Here is a 16018-nt window from a genome sequence, read left to right as displayed (position 1 = left end):
CCGGACAGGCCGACGGCCCGGGCACTGGGCCCGGGCCGTCGTCCTACGGTCCTGCGTCAGATCACTTCGGGGAGGCGTCGGACTCCACCGTGATGTCGCCGGAGATGATCGACGCCTTGAGCTCGTCGAGCTTGGTGACGACGTCGGCGGGAACCTTCGACTCGAAGTCGTGGAACGGCGCCAGGCCGAGGCCCTCGTTCTCCAGGGTGCCGACGTACGCGTCGGAGCTGAAGTTGTCGTCCACGGCCTCGCTGATCGTGTCGAAGACGGCCGGGCCGATCTCCTTCATGACCGAGGTGAGGATGAGAGCGCCGTACTCGGTGGTCTCGTACCAGTCGCTGTCGACGCCGATGATCGCGACGTTTCCGGCCGCCTCCGCGACGGACGCCGTGCCCAGACCGACCGGACCGGCGACGGGCATGATGATGTCCGCACCCTGGTCGATGAAGGACTGGCCGATGTTCTTGCCGTCGTCCTGGCTGTCGAAGTTGCCGGCGAAGACGCCCTGCTGCGTGGTCTTGTCCCAGCCGAGGAGCTGGACCGAGCCGCCGTTGTCCTCGTTGAACTTGGCGATGCCGTCGGCGAAGCCGTCCATGAAGATGGTGACGGACGGGATCTGGATGCCCCCGAAGGTGGCGACCTTGCCGGTCGTCGACGTCGCCGCGGCGGTGTAGCCGGCGAGGTAGGCGGCCTGCGCCGTGTCGAAGAGGATCGGCTTGCCGTTGTCCAGGGTGACGGGCGCGAAGTCCGCGTCGGAGAACGAGCTGTCGACGAGCGCGAAGTTGACGTCCGGGTTGGCCTCGGCGGCCGCCTGGATCGGGTCCTCGAGCAGGAAGCCGACGCCGATGATGAGGTCGCAGTCCTCGGCGACGAGGCTGTCGATGTTCGGCGTGTAGTCGGTGTCGGCGGCGGACTCGACGTGCGCCTCCTCGATCCCGAGCTCCTCGACGGCACGCGTGAGGCCCTCGAAACCGGACTGGTTGAACGACTTGTCGTCGAAGCCACCGGCGTCCGAGACCATGCAGGCCTTGTAGTCCACGCTGGCCGCGGTCTCGCCGCCCGTCGTCTCCTCGGTCTCCTCCGGTGCGCTGCCACACGCTGCAAGGGCGAGGGCGACGGCCCCGCCGAGCGCGGCCACTCGAATGATCTTCTTCACGCGTGTCTCCTGAATCTCGTCAGCAGCCGGTCCGGCTGGGCCGACCGTGCGGGTGGCACGACGGTGTGCCACCACACGGCCTGGTGGCTGCCCGGCATTGATTCTCGGACCATAACGATGAGGACGTGTCGCGCAGGTTACCGACGGGTATCCGCCCAGGTTCCGTTATCGACTTGGTATGTGTTCGCCCAGGTGACGGACTTTCCGTCTCAGCCCGCGAGAACAGCCGTCCGCGCGAGCAGCAGCGCGCCCACCTCGATCGCGCGCTCGTCGACGCGCAGGTCACCCTGGTGGATGTCGTACGTGTGGCCGCCGGGCGTCCGCGTGCCCAGGCGGGCCATCGCGCCGGGCACCTTGGTCAGGTACCAGGCGAAGTCCTCGCCGCCCAGCGACTGCTCGGTCAGCAGCACGGACCCGGCACCCAGGACGTCGCGCGCGGCGGCCTCCAGGATCCCCGTCGCGTGCTCGGCGTTCTCGACCGGCGGCACGCCACGGTGGTGCCGGACGTCGACCGTGACGTCGAACGGCGCGACGACCTGCTCGACCGCGGCGTGGAACACCTCCGACGCCTTCTCCCACGCCCGCACGTCGAGGCACCGCAGCGTGCCCTTGACCGTGCCCGTCGAGGGGATCGCGTTGTGCGCGGCCCCCGACTGGACGGCGCCCCAGGTGAGGTTGACGCCCGAGCGCGGGTCCAGCCGTCGGCCGAGGATCGCCGGCACCTGCGTGATGACCTGGCCGAGCGCGAAGACCACGTCGCCGGTCAGGTGCGGGCGCGACGTGTGACCGCCCGGCCCGGAGATGGTCACGGTCACCTCGTCGCTGGCGGACGTGATGGGCCCGATACGGGTCCCGACGTGCCCGACGTCCACCTTGGGGTCGCAGTGGAAGGCGTAGATCTCCGCGACGCCGTCCAGCCCGCCCGCGGCGACCACGTCGAGCGCTCCCCCGGGCTGCACCTCCTCGGCGGGCTGGAACACCAGCCGCACCCCGGTGCGGAGCTCGTCGGCGACCTGGGCGAGCGCCAGCCCGGCGCCGAGGACCGCCGCGATGTGCACGTCGTGACCGCAGGCGTGCGTGACCCCACGGACGGTCGACGCCCACGGCACGCCGCTGGTGTCCTGCACGGGCAGCGCGTCGAGGTCCGCCCGCAGCGCGATCCGCTTGCGACCGCTGGCCGCCGGGCCCGGGCCGATGTCGCAGACCAGGCCGCTGCCGGGCAGCAGGTGCGGGGCGAGCCCGGCGGCGCGCAGCCGCTCGGCCACCAGCGCGGTCGTCCGCACCTCGGCGCGGCCCAGCTCGGGGTGCGCGTGGATGTCGCGGCGGACGGCGACGAGCTCGTCTCGCAGCTCCGCGACCACGGCGGCGAGCCGGGCCGACATCGGCTCCGTCGGCTCGGGCCGGAGGGTGGTCAGCGGGGCGACGACGGGTTCGCCGTGAACGGAGGACACGGCCCCGACCCTAGTCGCGACGCTCGCGCGGGGCCGCCGGTGTCCGTGTCAGAGCAGGTCCTCGCGGTCGCGCGCCCGCCACGCGTCGACGGCAGCCTTGACGGACTGCGCGTGCGCTCGCGTGGTCACCAGCACCGCGTCGGGGGTGTCGACGACCACCGCGTCAGGCAGCCCGATGACGGACAGGGTCCTGCCGGTGCCCGGCACGACGAACGCGCCGTCGGCGCCGATCCGCAGCACGAGGCCCTCGTCGCCGAGGGTGTCGGTCGTCAGGAGCTGCGCGAGCGAGTCGAAGTCGCCGATGTCGTCCCATGTGAAGTCGCCCGGCACGACGGCCACCCCACCGGCGGCTGCCACCGGCTCCGCGATCGCGTGGTCGATCGCGATCTTGGTCAGCCCCGGCCAGACCCGGTCGAGGACCTCCACGCGGTCGGGACCGTCCCACGCGGCGGCGATCTCCTGCAGACCGACCGCGAGCGTCGGCAGCTGGGTGGCCAGGTGGTCGAGCAGCACGCGCGCCCGCACGATGAACATGCCGGCGTTCCAGCGGTACTCGCCGGTCGCCAGGTACGCGGTCGCGGTCGCGGCGTCGGGCTTCTCCGTGAAGTCGGCCGCGCGGGTCACGGTCGGGGCGTCGTCCAGACCGAGGTTCGCGCCGGAGCGGACGTACCCGAACGCCGTCGACGGGCCGGTCGCGGCGATCCCGATGGTGACGACGTGCCCGGCCCGCGCCGCCACGACGCCCTCGCGCACCGTCCGCTGGAACGCTTCGGTGCCGTCGATCACGTGATCGGCGGCGAACGACCCGAGGACCACGTCCTCGCCGTGCCGCTCGAGCAGGACCGCGGCCGCCAGGCCGATCGCCGCCATCGAGTCGCGGGCCGACGGCTCCGCGAGCACGTCGGCCTCCCCGAGCTCCGGGAGCTGCTCCGCGACCGCAGCGGAGTGACGCGTGCCCGTCACGACGAGCACGCCACCGGCGCCCGTGAGCGGGAGCAGCCGGTCGACCGTCGCCTGCAGGAGCGTGCGGCCCGATCCCGTGAGGTCGAGCAGGAACTTGGGGTGGCCCGCGCGCGACAACGGCCAGAGACGCGTGCCCGCACCGCCGGCCGGGACGACAGCGTGAAAACCGGGAATCGTGAGCGACATGGGCGCAAGGGTAGCGAGCCCCGAGATCCCGCTCCGCGCTGTGCAATACCTCACAGGAGGCCTCTGCCGACGGGTTGGGTCCTGATCGGTTCACTAGAGTTGCCGGGACAAGGACGCCGTCGTCCGAACCTCTGACTCGCCAGGGAGGGCCCCAGTGCCTGCAGCGCCTCCAGCGCCGGCCGCCCGCAAGGTGCCGGCCGGAACGCTCTACCGCGGGCGGGAAGGCATGTGGTCGTGGGTCGCCCACCGCGTGACCGGCGTCGCCATCTTCTTCTTCCTCCTCGTGCACGTGCTCGACACGTCGCTCGTGCGCATCTCGCCCGAGGCGTACAACGACGTCATCGCCACGTACAAGAACCCGATCATGGGGCTCGGTGAGGCCGGCCTCGTCGCCGCCATCGTGTTCCACGCGTTCAACGGGATCCGGATCATCCTCGTGGACTTCTGGGCCAAGGGGCCCAAGTACCAGCGCGTCATGCTCTGGGTCGTGATCGGCCTGTCCGTCGTCACCATGGCCGGGTTCCTGCCCCGGCACCTCATGCACGTGTTCGGAGGCGAGTGATGACCACGATCGCCGACCCGAAGGCCCCGCGGTCGCCCCGACCTCGCCCGTCGCGCCTGACCACGCGCGGCAACACCGAGCTCTACGGCTGGGTGTTCATGCGCGCGTCCGGCGTGATCCTCGTCGTCCTGATCTTCGGGCACCTGTTCGTCAACCTGGTCGCCGGTGAGGGCGTCTCCGCGATCGACTTCGGCTTCGTCGCCGGCAAGTGGGCGTCCCCGTTCTGGCAGGTCTGGGACCTGCTGATGCTCTGGCTCGCGATGATCCACGGCACCAACGGCGTACGGACGATCATCAACGACTACGCGGAGCGCGACGGCGTGCGGCTGGCCCTCAAGGCCTCGCTGTACCTCGCGTTCGTCATCGTGGTCGTGCTCGGCACGCTCGTCATCTTCACGTTCGACCCGTGCCCGTCGGGCTCACCGGCGGACCTGCTGCCCTCGTTCTGCACGGCCTAGCCCACGAGCACAGCGCTCGCCTCCTCGAACTCAGGAAGGCATCGACTCCGATGCAGACCCACCAGTACGACGTCGTGATCGTCGGCGCAGGCGGCGCCGGCATGCGCGCGGCCCTGGAGTCCTCGACACGCGTGCGCACGGCCGTCATCTCCAAGCTCTACCCGACGCGGTCCCACACGGGCGCGGCGCAGGGCGGCATGTGCGCCGCGCTGGCCAACGTCGAGGAGGACAACTGGGAGTGGCACACGTTCGACACCGTCAAGGGCGGTGACTACCTGGTGGACCAGGACGCCGCCGAGGTCATGGCCAAGGAGGCCATCGACGCCGTGCTCGACCTGGAGAAGATGGGCCTGCCGTTCAACCGTACCCCCGAAGGCAGGATCGACCAGCGACGGTTCGGCGGGCACACCCGCAACCACGGCGAGGCGGCTGTGCGCCGCTCCTGCTACGCCGCGGACCGCACGGGCCACATGATCCTGCAGACGCTGTACCAGCAGTGCGTGAAGAACGAGGTCGAGTTCTTCAACGAGTTCTACGTGCTCGATCTGCTCGTGGACCACGACCTCGCGGCCGGCCACGTGCCGGACGGCGAGGAGGTCAACGTCTCGGGCGTCGTCGCCTACGAGCTGGCCACGGGCGAGATACACGTCTTCCAGGCCAAGTCGGTCGTCCTGGCCACCGGCGGCGCCGGGAAGATCTACAAGACGACCTCCAACGCGCACACGCTCACGGGCGACGGCATGGCGCTGGCGTACCGCCGCGGCATCCCGCTGGAGGACATGGAGTTCTTCCAGTTCCACCCGACCGGTCTGGCCGGGCTCGGCATCCTGCTGTCGGAGGCCGCGCGCGGTGAGGGCGCCATCCTGCGCAACTCCGAGGGTGAGCGCTTCATGGAGCGCTACGCCCCGACCATCAAGGACCTGGCGCCGCGTGACATCGTCGCCCGGTCGATGGCCAACGAGGTGCGCGAGGGTCGCGGCGCGGGCCCCAACAAGGACTACGTCCTGCTCGACCTGACGCACCTGGAGCCCGCGCACATCGACGCCAAGCTCCCGGACATCACCGAGTTCGCGCGCACGTACCTCGGCATCGAGCCGTACACCGAGCCTGTGCCCGTGTACCCGACGGCCCACTACGCGATGGGGGGCATCCCCACCAACATCGAGGCCGAGGTGCTGCGCAACCAGACCGACGTCATCCGTGGCCTGTACGCGGCCGGCGAGGTGGCGTGCGTGAGCGTGCACGGCTCCAACCGCCTGGGCACCAACTCGCTGCTCGACATCAACGTGTTCGGCAAGCGCGCCGGCATCTCGGCCGCGAAGTACGCGCTGACCGCGTCGTTCGTCGAGCTCCCCGAGAACCCCGCCGCCACCGTCGTCGCCGGCCTGGAGGAGATCCGCACGCGTCCCGACGGCGACCGCGTGGCGGACATCCGCAAGGCGCTGCAGGAGACCATGGACACGAACGCCCAGGTCTTCCGCACGTCCGAGTCGCTGACCCAGGCGCTCGACGACATCAAGGCCCTGCACAAGCGGTTCCGCCGGGTGTCGGTGCAGGACAAGAGCAAGATGTTCAACACCGACCTCCTGGAGGCCGTCGAGCTGGGCTTCCTGCTCGACATCGCGGAGACCGTCGTCGTCGGCGCCCTCAACCGCGACGAGTCGCGCGGCGGCCACTTCCGCGAGGACTTCCCGGACCGCGACGACAAGAACTACATGCGCCACACCATGGCCTACCGGCGTCCGCTCCCCGTCAAGGGGCACCGCCTGTGGGGCTCGGAGGGCGACGGCGACCACAAGGGCTCCTTCGCCCACACGACGTTGTTCGAGAACTACCAGCTCGTGCTGGGCTCCAAGCCCGTCACGATGACCCGCTACCAGCCGATGGAGCGTAAGTACTGATGACTGCGACTCTCGACGCGGCACCCGAGGTCGGGGCCATCCCGTCCTTCGACGTGACCCTGAAGATCCGGCGCTACCTGCCGGACGACGGTGCCGGCGCCCCGGAGCCGTACTGGGACGAGTTCACGGTCCGCGCCCACGGCACCGACCGCGTGCTCGACGCCCTGCACAAGGTCAAGTGGGAGGAGGACGGCTCGCTCACGTTCCGTCGCTCCTGCGCGCACGGTGTCTGCGGGTCGGACGCGATGCGCATCAACGGTCGCAACCGGCTGGCCTGCAAGACGCTGCTCAAGGACCTGGACCCCAGCAAGCCGATCATCGTCGAGCCCATCAAGGGCCTCCCGGTGATCAAGGACCTGGTCGTCGACATGGAGCCGTTCTTCGCCTCCTACCGCGAGATCATGCCGTTCCTCATCACCACCGGGAACGAGCCCACCAAGGAGCGCCTGCAGAGTGCCGAGCAGCGCGAGCGGTTCGACGACACCACCAAGTGCATCCTCTGCGCTGCGTGCACCTCGTCCTGCCCGGTGTTCTGGACCGACGGGCAGTACTTCGGCCCGGCTGCGATCGTCAACGCGCACCGGTTCATCTTCGACAGCCGCGACGAGGGTGGCGCCCAGCGCCTCGAGATCCTCAACGACAAGGAGGGCGTGTGGCGCTGCCGCACGACCTTCAACTGCACCGAGGCGTGCCCGCGTGGCATCGAGGTGACGAAGGCGATCCAAGAAGTCAAGCGCGCGATGATCACACGCGCCTTCTGACCCGCCGCGACCGGCAGCCGCGAGAAGCACAGCGAAGCGCGCGATGATCACGCGCGCCTTCTGACCGCGCGAAATGCGGTCGCGGGAAGCGGCCGAGCACGCGATGATCACGCGTGCACTCTGACCCCATCGTGACGCCCGACGGCCCCGCCGACGAGATCCCGCTTCCCGGCGGGAACGTCGGCGGGGCCGTCCGCGTCGGTGACACCGTCCGACGCCCGACCGGTCCGTGGACGCCCGCGGTGCACGAGCTTCTCGACTTCCTGGCCACCACGGGCCTCCCCCGCATCCCCCGCGTCCTGGGCCTCGACGACCGCGGGCGCGAGATCCTCACGTTCCTGCCCGGGCGGGTGCTGGACATCGGCCGGGAGACGCTGAGCGACGCCCAGGTCCAGTCGGCGATGCAGTGGCTGCGCGAGTACCACGCGGTGGTTGCCGGCTTCCCCCGGGACAGCCGCCGGTGGCGGTTCGCCGAGCGGGCGCTCGCACCCGGCGAGATCGTCTGCCACCACGACAGCGCGATGTACAACATGGCGTTCGACGGTGACGAGCTGGCGGGCGTCTTCGACTGGGACGTCGCCGGCCCCGGGATCCCGCTGGACGACGTGGCGATCTTCGCGTGGAACACCGCCGTGCTGTTCCCCGACGCGGACGCGGCCGAGGTGGCGCACGTCCTGCGCACCATCGCGGACGGCTACGGCGGCCTCGACCCGCACGCGGTCCTCGACCACACGGTCGTCCGGATGACCGACGCCGCGGACCGCATCGCGGCGGCGCAGCTGGCGGGCGACCCGGGGATGCTGCGGCTGGGTGAGGTCGGCGAGCCCGCGAGCACCCGTGCACGCCTGGTCGTGCTGGCATCGCGCCTGCCCGAGCTGCACGCCGCCCTCGACTCCGCGCTCTGACGTTGGTCAGCCGGTGGACGCCTGAGGCGCGCCCAGGGGCTCGACATACGGCGGGTCCGCGGTCCAGGCGGCCGCGAGCAGGACGATCCGGGCGATCAGGTTGACCCACACCAGCAGGGTGACGAGCACAGCGACGGAGGTGAACAGCGGGTTCTTGCTCACGCTCGCCGCGACGACCGTCGTGCCGAGCATCCGCACGACCGCGAGGCCGGCCGCCGCGATCACCGCGCCCCGGAACAGGTCGGACCGCGGCGGGTTCTCGCCGGCCAGCACCTTGACGACCAGCAGGAAGAACGCGACGTCGATGACGAATGCGACGAGGATGCCGAGCGCCCGCAGCACGACCGGCGTCAGCCCGTCCCACCCGAGGACGTCGAGGATCCACGACGCCACGGTCGCCACGACCGTCGTCAGGACGGCCGACAGCAGCACCGCGAACACCATCCCGACGAACCCGCCGAGGTCGCGTGCCTTGCCGATCATCACGTTGCCGCCGAGCTCGGTCGCGAACATCGCGCGCACGGCCCGGCGCAGGGCCGTCATCGCCGCGACCGCACTGAGCAGCAGCACCACGACGGCGACGACGCCGGCCAGCGTGAGGCTGCTGGACAGCTCGAGTGACGCGGGGTCGAGCAGCCCCTGCCCGTCGCCGGTGTCCAGCAGGTAGGGGTACGACGTGTCGAGCGCGACCAGCACCCTCTCTCGCAGCTCCTCGTTGTCACCGAGGATGGCGATGAACGCCGTGTAGCTGATGGTCAGCGCGGCGAACACCGAGAACAGCGCCGCGTAGGCGATCCCGCCCGAGAGGACCCCACCGTTGCGGGCGCGGAAGCGCGCGCCCGCACGACCCGGTCGCGTGTGCTTCCACCAGATGAACGCGGCCTTGCCCCGGGCCACCAGGGACGGCCTGTCCGCGGGCCGTGCGTGAGACGCAAGGACTGCGCCGACGCCCACCCGCGCCCTCCCGGTCGCGGCCGCGGGACCTGTCTCGTGGGCTGACATGCGCTGACCCTAAGGCGGGCCGCACCCGCGGTACAGGCGCTGCGATGTAGACGCCACCCGTGTCGTGACGTCCGCACGATCGAGCGTCCTGGCGACCGACGGTGCGGACGCTGCTGCACGTCAGGTGGCGGGGGCGGGATCCTCGGTCGCCGGCTCCACGAACGGCGGGTCCGCCGTCCATGCCGCCGCGAGCAGGACGATGCGTGCGATGAGGTTGACCCAGACGAGCAGGGTGACGATCACGGCGACCGACGTGAACAGCGGGTTCTTGTTCACGCTGCCGGCCACCACCTCGGTGCCGAGGATGCGGACGACCCCGATGCCGACGGCCGCGATGACCGCGCCCCAGCGCAGGTCCCGCCACGGCGCGTGCTCCCCGGCCAGCACGGTCACGACCAGGAGGAAGATCGCGGCGTCGACGACGAACGCGACGAGGATGCCGACCACCCGCAGGACGACCGTGGTGGCGCCGCCCCAGCCGAGCGAGTCGAGGATCCACGCCGCGGCGCTGGCGACACCGGTGGTGAGCACGGCCGACAGCAGCACGGCGAACGCCATGCCGACGAACCCGCCCAGCTCCCGGGCCTTGCCGAGCACCATGTTGCCCCCCGCGCCCGCAGCGCCGTCGGAGGCGAACATGGACCGGACCGCGAGCCGCAGCGCTGCCATCGCCGCGATCGCGCTCAGCAGGAGCACGACGACCGCGACGATCCCCGTCACGGTGAGGCTGCCGCTCAGCACCAGCGAGTCGGGATCGATCATCCCGTTGCTGCCCTCGCCCGTGTCGATCAGGCCGGGAAGTGAGGCGTCGATCGCGTCCAGCACCGTCTGGCGCAGCTCGTCGTTGCTGCCCAGCACCGCCATGAAGATCGTGTAGCCGATGGTCAGCGCGGCGAACACGGAGAACAGCGCCGCGTAGGCGATGCCGCCGGTGAGCACTCCGCCGCCGCGGGCACCGAATCGCGCGATCGCCCGGGCGGGTCGGGTGTGCTGCCACCACGCGAACAGTGCCTTCGCCCGGTCCACCAGCGACCGCCGGAGCGCCGGCTCCGTCGGGTCAGGGACTGTCGTGGCGGCATGCGTGTGGGCTGCCCCTGCGCCGGCCGGCGGACGCGCGTGCGCGGGGGTGCCGTAGTCCGCCATTCCCCGACCCTAGGTCGAGGTGCGCACCCCGGCATCCGCGAGCGGTCCGGTGAGGCTGAAGTCGCGCGCGGGCCGCCACACGCAGTCGTCGCCGTGCGCGTAGCTGTGGAAGCTGTCGACGACGAACGAGGCGTCGAAGTCGGCCATACCGGCGAACGCCGCGTCGAGCTGGTCGTCCGGGACCTCGTGCGCGACGGTGACGTGCGGGTGGTAGCGGAACCGGAGCTCCTGGGCGAGCACGCCCGACCGGACGCTGCCCTCCAGGCCTTCGCACCCGGCGACGCCGTCGGCCACTTGGACGAACACGACGGGCGAGACGGGCCGGAACGTCGCGGTCCCGCGCAGTGACACGACGAAGGGTGCGTGCCGCTGCGCGACCGCCTCCAGGTGCTCGTCGACCGCGAGGATGTCGTCGTGCTCGATCACCGTCGGTCCCAGAAGGGTGATGTGCGGCGGGATGTACTCCGCCCACGGGTCCCCGAACCGGGCTCGAGCGGCCTGGAGCAGCGTGCCGTAGGGCTCGGGCACGGTGATGGCCACACCGATCCGGAGCTGGTTGCCGGATCGTGGGGGCAGCCTCACGCGCCCACCCGGGCACGCGACCGTCGAGGGAGCAGACCACTGCGCTCGTAGAGGCGCTCGAGCGTGCCGTGAGCCAGCTCCTGGGCCCGGTCGGCGCCGTCGGACAGGACGTCGTCGAGCGTCGCCGGATCGGAGAGGTACCCGTGGACGCGGGCCTGGAACGGGGTGAGGAAGTCGACCACGACGTTCGCCAGGTCGACCTTCAGGTCGCCGTAGCCCTTGCCCGCGTAGTCGGCCTCCAGCGCGGGGATGTCCCGGCCGGTCAGCGCCGAGTAGATGGTCAGCAGGTTGGAGACCCCGGGCTTGGCCTCGGGGTCGAACCGGATCTCCCGCTCCGCGTCCGTCACGGCCGACCGGATCCGCTTGGCGACGACCTTCGGGTCGTCCAGCAGCTCGATGAGACCGTTCGGGCTCTCCGCCGACTTGCTCATCTTGGCCGTCGGGTCCTGCAGGTCGTAGATCTTGGCGGTCGCCTTGACGATGTGCGGCTCGGGCACGACCACGGTGTCCGGACCGAATCGCGAGTTGATCCGCTGCGCGAGGTCGCGGGTCAGCTCCAGGTGCTGGCGCTGGTCCTCCCCCACGGGTACGAGCGTCGTGTCGTACAGCAGGATGTCCGCCGCCATCAGCACCGGGTAGGTGAACAGCCCGACCGTCGTGCCCTCGGTGCCGTGCTTGCCGGACTTGTCCTTGAACTGCGTCATCCGGTTGGCCTCACCGAACCCGGTGTGGCACGAGAGCAACCAGGCCAGCTCGGCGTGCTCGGGCACCTGCGACTGCACGAACAGGATCGAGCGGTCCGGGTCCACGCCCGCCGCCAGGTACTGCGCCGCCGTGCGGCGGGTGCGGTCCCGGAGCACCGACGGGTCAGGGCTCACCGTCAGCGCGTGCAGGTCCACGACGCAGTAGATGGCGTCGTGCTCCTCCTGGAGCGCCACCCACTGGGTCAGGGCGCCCAGGTAGTTGCCCAGCTGGAGGGAGTCGGACGTGGGCTGCATCCCCGAGAAGATGCGCGACTGGTGCGGCGCCAAGACCATCGGACCATTCTGTCAGGGCGGGAGTACCGGCGTGGCGGCGCTCCCGAGGGAGGGGGACGGGGCAGGACCGGTCAGGTGGCTTCGTCGTCGTAGGGGGTCGGAGCCGGGGTGGTGGCCGGCGCTGCAGCGGTGGCACCGCCCGTCGCCGCGCGCGCGGCAGCAGCGCCCGTGCGGGCAGCGGGCGTGCTCACGGGCCGGGGCGGCACGTCGTCCTCCAGCAGCGCGTCCCGGACGATCCGTCGTGGGTCGTACTTGCGGGGGTCCAGCGCGGCCCAGTCGACGTCGCCGACCTCCTCGCCCAGCTCCTCGTCGACACGCGCCTTCGCGTCCCTGATGAACCGGCGGCCGCGGCGCACCCACTGACCGAGCTGTTCGGCGTAGCCGGGGAGCCGCTCGGGGCCGATGACCAGCGCGGCGACGACGAGCAGCACCAGCAGCTCACCGCCGTTGATCCCGAACACCGGGTCAGAGTACCCCCCGACCCTGGGCCTCGCGGGCCGCCTGGTCAACCAGGCTCTGGCTGTGCTCTGGCTGTGCTCTGGCTGTGCTCGGGCTGTGCTCTGGGCTGCGCCGTGCGCAGCGGCGAGGTCAGTCCGTCGGCGACTCGTCGAGCTTCACGCGCACGTCGCGCTCGCTGGAGCCGCTGCGCACGTGCAGCACGATCGTGTCCCCCGGGGTGCGCGCGCGGATCGCCACGATCAGCTCGTCGGGGTCCGTCACCGGCCGTCCGTCGATGGCCAGGATGACGTCGCCGGGGTGGATCCCGGCGCGCTCGGCCGGCCCGTCGACCGTGACCGGCTGCCGCCCTTCCTGGACGTCCGTCGAGACCTGCACGCCCTCGCCGGTGTACCGCTGGTCCAGCAGCACGCCGATGATCGGGTACGTCGCCGTGCCCGTCTCGATGAGCTGGTCCGCCGTGCGACGCACCTGGTTCGACGGGATGGCGAACCCCAGGCCGATGCTCCCGCCGACCATCGACAAGGACCCCGGCGGCTGTGCGATCGCCGAGTTGATACCGATGACCTCACCGGCCGCGTTGACCAGCGGGCCGCCGGAGTTCCCGGGGTTGATCGCGGCGTCCGTCTGGATCGCGTTGATGAAGGCCTGGTCGTCCGACTCGGTGGCCTCGCCCGCCGACACCGGGCGGTTGAGCGCGCTGACGATGCCCGTCGTGACCGTCCCGGCCAGGCCCAGCGGTGCGCCGACGGCTACCACGGGGTCGCCCACGACGACCGCGTCGGAGTCGCCGAGCAGCAGCGGTGTCAGGCCCTCCGCGTCGACCTTGAGCACGGCGAGGTCGTAGTCGGCTGTCCGCCCGACGATCGTCGCGTCCTGCTCGCTGCCGTCGCCGAACGTCACGGTGATCGTCGTGGACGCTGCTCCGTCGGCCTGCGCGATCACGTGGTTGTTGGTGACGAGGTACCCATCACCCCGCAGCACGAAGCCCGACCCGGTCGCGCTGCCGCCGGGGCCGTCGACCTGGATGGACACGACGCTCGGCAGCACCCCGGCGGCGATGCCCGCCACCGAGTCCGGCGCCCGCTCCACGGGACCGGCACCGACGGGAGCGACGGGCAGACCCGCGTCCGCGAGATGGTCGTCCTCGGTGAGCCGGGATCCGAGGACGCCACCGACGGCGCCCGCGGCGAGCGCGATGACCACGAGCGGGACCACCCAGGCCGCCGAGAGCGTGCGCCGCCGCTTGCGGTGCAGGACGACGGTGTGCGACACGCCGGGCTGACCGGGCAGCGGCACGGGCTCGCCACCGGCCGTCGTGCCCGTCGTCGCGTACGGGACGCCGGCCCACGGCTCCGGGACCGGCTGCTGGACGGCCGGTCCGTGCGGGTTCGGGGGCACGGACTGCGTCGGAGGGGTGAAGCTCGGCACGGAGCCGTGAGGCACCGCCCAGTGGGCCCCCGGCGGGCGGGGCGATGCCTGCGCGACAGGCGCGACAGGTGCGGCCGAGACCGGGGCGGCCGGCGGCTGCGTGGTCCCGTCGACCTCGGAGGCCTGGGGTGTGGGCGGCAGCTCGCGGCGGCCGGACGGCGGAGCGAACGGGCTCGCGGKGGCCTGCCGCGCGTCCTCGCCGACGGGCACCGCGACCGGCTGCGCGTCGTCGGCAGGCACCGTGCCGGGCGTGGCGTCGTCGGCAGGCCCCGTGACGGGCGTGGCGTCGTCGGCGGGCGCCGCGACGGGCTGCGCGTCGTTGGGGATCGTCATGGCCGCTCGAGCGCTCCTGTCACGGTGTCCCAGCCGCGCGTGATCCGCGCGGGTACGCCGTCGTCGAAGGCGCCGCCAGGAAAGGCTCCCACAAGAGACTCGGCGGAGCCCGACGACTGCGAGCCGACCACCTGGACGACCGTGCCGTCGGCCTGCCACACGACGTGCCACGGCTCGAACGACAGCACGTACACCTGCCGCCCGCCGACCTCGCTGGTGGGGGCGCCGGCCAGGGCGGTCGTCTCGAGGCGCCCCTGCTGCTCGGTGACGACCAACGACGTCCCGTCGGCGCTCGTCACGGCGACCTCGAGCACCCGGGAGTCGTCGCCGGACCAGCGCACCGCGGTGACGGACCAACCGTCCGGGAGCTCGGCGGGGAACGTCCAGGCGTGCGCACGCAGCCACGCCACGGTCTGGTGGGAGGAGTCCGCCGTGCCGTCGGCGACGGGCCAGGGGCTGGTGTCCACCACCGGGTCCAGTGCGGCGGGGCGCTCGGCGGTCGCCTGTCCGAGCAGCCCGAGGTCGACCCCGGGGTGCACGGTGGGCACGACGTCGGGCCGCTCGCCGAGCACGAAGAGCATCGCCGCCACCGCGCCGAGACCCGCCATCGAGCCGGCGGCGATCCGGACGGACGAGCGCCGGTGACCGACGTCCCCGCGCAGCGACCCGCTCCCGCGCCACCCGCGCGATCCCAGGCCACCGCTGGCCACGCCGTACGAGGCCAGCTCGTCGCGGGTCTGCCGGACCGGCGGTGCGAAGGGGTCGCCGGCGAACGTGTCCGTGCCGGGCGAGTCCGCCGCGAGCGAGAGCAGCCGCGCGGTGAGGTCGGGATTCGGCGCGACCTCGTCGGCGGAGGCCAGGGCGTGGCGGGCGGCGCGGTGCGCGGTCAGCTCGGCGCAGCACTCGGGGCAGACGGCGACGTGGGCGAGGGCCTTCTCGGTGTCCTGCACCGAGAGCTGCCCGTCGACCAGCGCGCTGATCCGCGACCCGAGGTGGCTCATCCGAGGACCGTCAGCGGGGAGGGGTCGGCACCGGTGAACGCCGTCGGCGCGCGGTGCTCGAGGGACACACGCAGTCGCGCGCGAGCACGGTGGATGCGGGATCGGACGGTGCCCAGCTTGATGCCGAGCGTCACCGCGATCTCCTCGTAGGACAGTCCCTCGATGTCGCACAGCACCACCGCCGCGCGGTACTCCGGGGGAAGCTGGTCGAGCGCGCGCTGGATGTCGAGGTCGAGGTTGCCGTGCTCGAACGCCCGCTCCGGCGCACCAAGCTGGTCGCGGGACGCGTACCGCTCGGAGTCCTCCCCCATGGCGTCCATGCGGATGCGCTGACGGCGGCGGGCCTGGTCGAGGAAGAGGTTGGTGGTGATGCGGTGCAACCAGCCCTCGAACGTGCCGGGGGTGTACGCGTGCAGCGAGCGGAACACGCGGACGAACGTCTCCTGCGTGAGGTCCTCGGCGTCGTGCTTGTTGCCCGTGAGGCGGTACGCCAGCCGGTACACCCGCGCAGAGTGGTCGCGGACGATCTCTTCCCACGACGGAGCCTGCCAGGCGGCGGGCTGGGCGGCGGGCTGGCTGGCCACAGAACTGGTCTCCTCGGTGCGTGACATCGTGGCTCATTGTCCCAGGTCGACCTGTGAGCCTCGAACGCTAGGAACGCCCACGGCGGGCGAGAAGTTCCGCCGGTAG

The 16018-nt window shown here is 71.7% G+C and carries 16 protein-coding genes; 5 read left to right on the top strand and 11 right to left on the bottom strand.

The features are described from left to right. Nucleotides 1-61: 61 nt before the first annotated feature. From ASG23_RS03745 to ASG23_RS03735, 3 genes are all read right to left on the bottom strand, one after another. Nucleotides 62-1156: a BMP family lipoprotein gene (locus tag ASG23_RS03745; protein WP_056020171.1), complete on the bottom strand. Its 1095-nt coding sequence runs from the start codon at nt 1154-1156 to the stop codon at nt 62-64. Nucleotides 1157-1365: 209 nt separating this feature from the next. Further along, nucleotides 1366-2538, bottom strand: coding sequence for an amidohydrolase (locus ASG23_RS03740; protein WP_056020788.1), 1173 nt, complete (start codon nt 2536-2538; stop codon nt 1366-1368). Nucleotides 2539-2655: 117 nt separating this feature from the next. Further along, nucleotides 2656-3756 (bottom strand): mannose-1-phosphate guanylyltransferase, encoded by a 1101-nt coding sequence (locus tag ASG23_RS03735; protein WP_056020168.1) that lies wholly within the window; start codon nt 3754-3756, stop codon nt 2656-2658. 190 nt (nt 3757-3946) lie between these two features. Between ASG23_RS03735 and sdhC the strand changes: the two genes are divergently transcribed. The 5 genes from sdhC to ASG23_RS03710 all read left to right on the top strand — a co-directional run bounded on the left by sdhC (nt 3947) and on the right by ASG23_RS03710 (nt 8343). Beyond that, nucleotides 3947-4318 (top strand): succinate dehydrogenase, cytochrome b556 subunit, encoded by a 372-nt coding sequence (gene sdhC, locus ASG23_RS03730; protein WP_442856805.1) that lies wholly within the window; start codon nt 3947-3949, stop codon nt 4316-4318. Further along, the gene (sdhD, locus tag ASG23_RS03725; RefSeq protein ID WP_056020162.1) at nt 4318-4776 is read left to right on the top strand and encodes a succinate dehydrogenase, hydrophobic membrane anchor protein; all 459 of its coding nucleotides are present in this window, start codon (nt 4318-4320) and stop codon (nt 4774-4776) included. Before sdhC ends, sdhD begins: the two co-directional genes overlap by 1 nt. Before the next feature lie 50 nt (nt 4777-4826). Beyond that, nucleotides 4827-6677 carry a succinate dehydrogenase flavoprotein subunit gene (gene sdhA, locus ASG23_RS03720; RefSeq protein WP_056020160.1) on the top strand — a complete coding sequence of 617 codons (1851 nt, stop codon included), beginning with the start codon at nt 4827-4829 and terminating at the stop codon, nt 6675-6677. After that, the gene (locus ASG23_RS03715) at nt 6677-7438 is read left to right on the top strand and encodes a succinate dehydrogenase iron-sulfur subunit (protein WP_056020157.1); all 762 of its coding nucleotides are present in this window, start codon (nt 6677-6679) and stop codon (nt 7436-7438) included. The genes sdhA and ASG23_RS03715 overlap by 1 nt, the downstream gene beginning before the upstream one ends. 113 nt (nt 7439-7551) lie before the next feature. After that, a complete protein-coding gene (locus ASG23_RS03710; protein WP_235520834.1) occupies nt 7552-8343 on the top strand; it encodes a phosphotransferase in 792 nt (263 codons plus the stop codon). 6 nt (nt 8344-8349) lie between these two features. On the opposite strand, the gene ASG23_RS03705 is transcribed toward ASG23_RS03710, so the two are convergent. The 8 genes from ASG23_RS03705 to sigE form a co-directional block, all read right to left on the bottom strand. Further along, entirely contained in the window at nt 8350-9345 is a 996-nt protein-coding gene (locus ASG23_RS03705) for a YihY/virulence factor BrkB family protein (protein WP_056020154.1), read from the bottom strand. A gap of 120 nt (nt 9346-9465) precedes the next feature. Beyond that, nucleotides 9466-10488: a YihY/virulence factor BrkB family protein gene (locus ASG23_RS03700; RefSeq protein ID WP_056020152.1), complete on the bottom strand. Its 1023-nt coding sequence runs from the start codon at nt 10486-10488 to the stop codon at nt 9466-9468. A 9-nt stretch (nt 10489-10497) separates the two neighbouring features. Beyond that, entirely contained in the window at nt 10498-11070 is a 573-nt protein-coding gene (locus ASG23_RS03695; RefSeq protein ID WP_056020149.1) for a 2'-5' RNA ligase family protein, read from the bottom strand. Beyond that, nucleotides 11067-12107: a tryptophan--tRNA ligase gene (gene trpS / locus ASG23_RS03690; RefSeq protein ID WP_056020147.1), complete on the bottom strand. Its 1041-nt coding sequence runs from the start codon at nt 12105-12107 to the stop codon at nt 11067-11069. Before trpS ends, ASG23_RS03695 begins: the two co-directional genes overlap by 4 nt. Before the next feature lie 71 nt (nt 12108-12178). Further along, nucleotides 12179-12568 (bottom strand): twin-arginine translocase TatA/TatE family subunit, encoded by a 390-nt coding sequence (locus ASG23_RS03685; protein ID WP_056020144.1) that lies wholly within the window; start codon nt 12566-12568, stop codon nt 12179-12181. A 127-nt stretch (nt 12569-12695) separates the two neighbouring features. Beyond that, on the bottom strand, nt 12696-14327 hold the full coding sequence (locus tag ASG23_RS03680; RefSeq protein WP_082515732.1) for a S1C family serine protease: 1632 nt from the start codon (nt 14325-14327) through the stop codon (nt 12696-12698). Continuing rightward, on the bottom strand, nt 14324-15328 hold the full coding sequence (locus tag ASG23_RS03675) for a zf-HC2 domain-containing protein (protein ID WP_056020141.1): 1005 nt from the start codon (nt 15326-15328) through the stop codon (nt 14324-14326). Before ASG23_RS03675 ends, ASG23_RS03680 begins: the two co-directional genes overlap by 4 nt. Continuing rightward, nucleotides 15325-15939 carry an RNA polymerase sigma factor SigE gene (gene sigE / locus ASG23_RS03670; RefSeq protein WP_056020138.1) on the bottom strand — a complete coding sequence of 205 codons (615 nt, stop codon included), beginning with the start codon at nt 15937-15939 and terminating at the stop codon, nt 15325-15327. Before sigE ends, ASG23_RS03675 begins: the two co-directional genes overlap by 4 nt. Nucleotides 15940-16018: the final 79 nt, after the last annotated feature.

The sequence above is a fragment of the Cellulomonas sp. Leaf395 genome (genome assembly GCF_001424125.1).
Lineage (GTDB): Bacteria > Actinomycetota > Actinomycetes > Actinomycetales > Cellulomonadaceae > Cellulomonas.
This window is presented reverse-complemented; position numbering and strand designations above follow the sequence as displayed.

Bases quoted from the DNA above. Each gene is read 5' to 3' on its own strand.
- ASG23_RS03700 (WP_056020152.1), bottom strand. From the start codon at position 10,488: ATGGCGGACTACGGCACCCCCGCGCACGCGCGTCCGCCGGCCGGCGCA.
- trpS (WP_056020147.1), bottom strand. From the start codon at position 12,107: ATGGTCTTGGCGCCGCACCAGTCGCGCATCTTCTCGGGGATGCAGCCC.
- ASG23_RS03740 (WP_056020788.1), bottom strand. From the start codon at position 2,538: ATGTCGGCCCGGCTCGCCGCCGTGGTCGCGGAGCTGCGAGACGAGCTC.
- sdhA (WP_056020160.1), top strand. From the start codon at position 4,827: ATGCAGACCCACCAGTACGACGTCGTGATCGTCGGCGCAGGCGGCGCC.
- sdhD (WP_056020162.1), top strand. From the start codon at position 4,318: ATGACCACGATCGCCGACCCGAAGGCCCCGCGGTCGCCCCGACCTCGC.
- ASG23_RS03705 (WP_056020154.1), bottom strand. From the start codon at position 9,345: ATGTCAGCCCACGAGACAGGTCCCGCGGCCGCGACCGGGAGGGCGCGG.
- ASG23_RS03715 (WP_056020157.1), top strand. From the start codon at position 6,677: ATGACTGCGACTCTCGACGCGGCACCCGAGGTCGGGGCCATCCCGTCC.
- ASG23_RS03675 (WP_056020141.1), bottom strand. From the start codon at position 15,328: ATGAGCCACCTCGGGTCGCGGATCAGCGCGCTGGTCGACGGGCAGCTC.
- ASG23_RS03735 (WP_056020168.1), bottom strand. From the start codon at position 3,756: ATGTCGCTCACGATTCCCGGTTTTCACGCTGTCGTCCCGGCCGGCGGT.
- sigE (WP_056020138.1), bottom strand. From the start codon at position 15,939: ATGTCACGCACCGAGGAGACCAGTTCTGTGGCCAGCCAGCCCGCCGCC.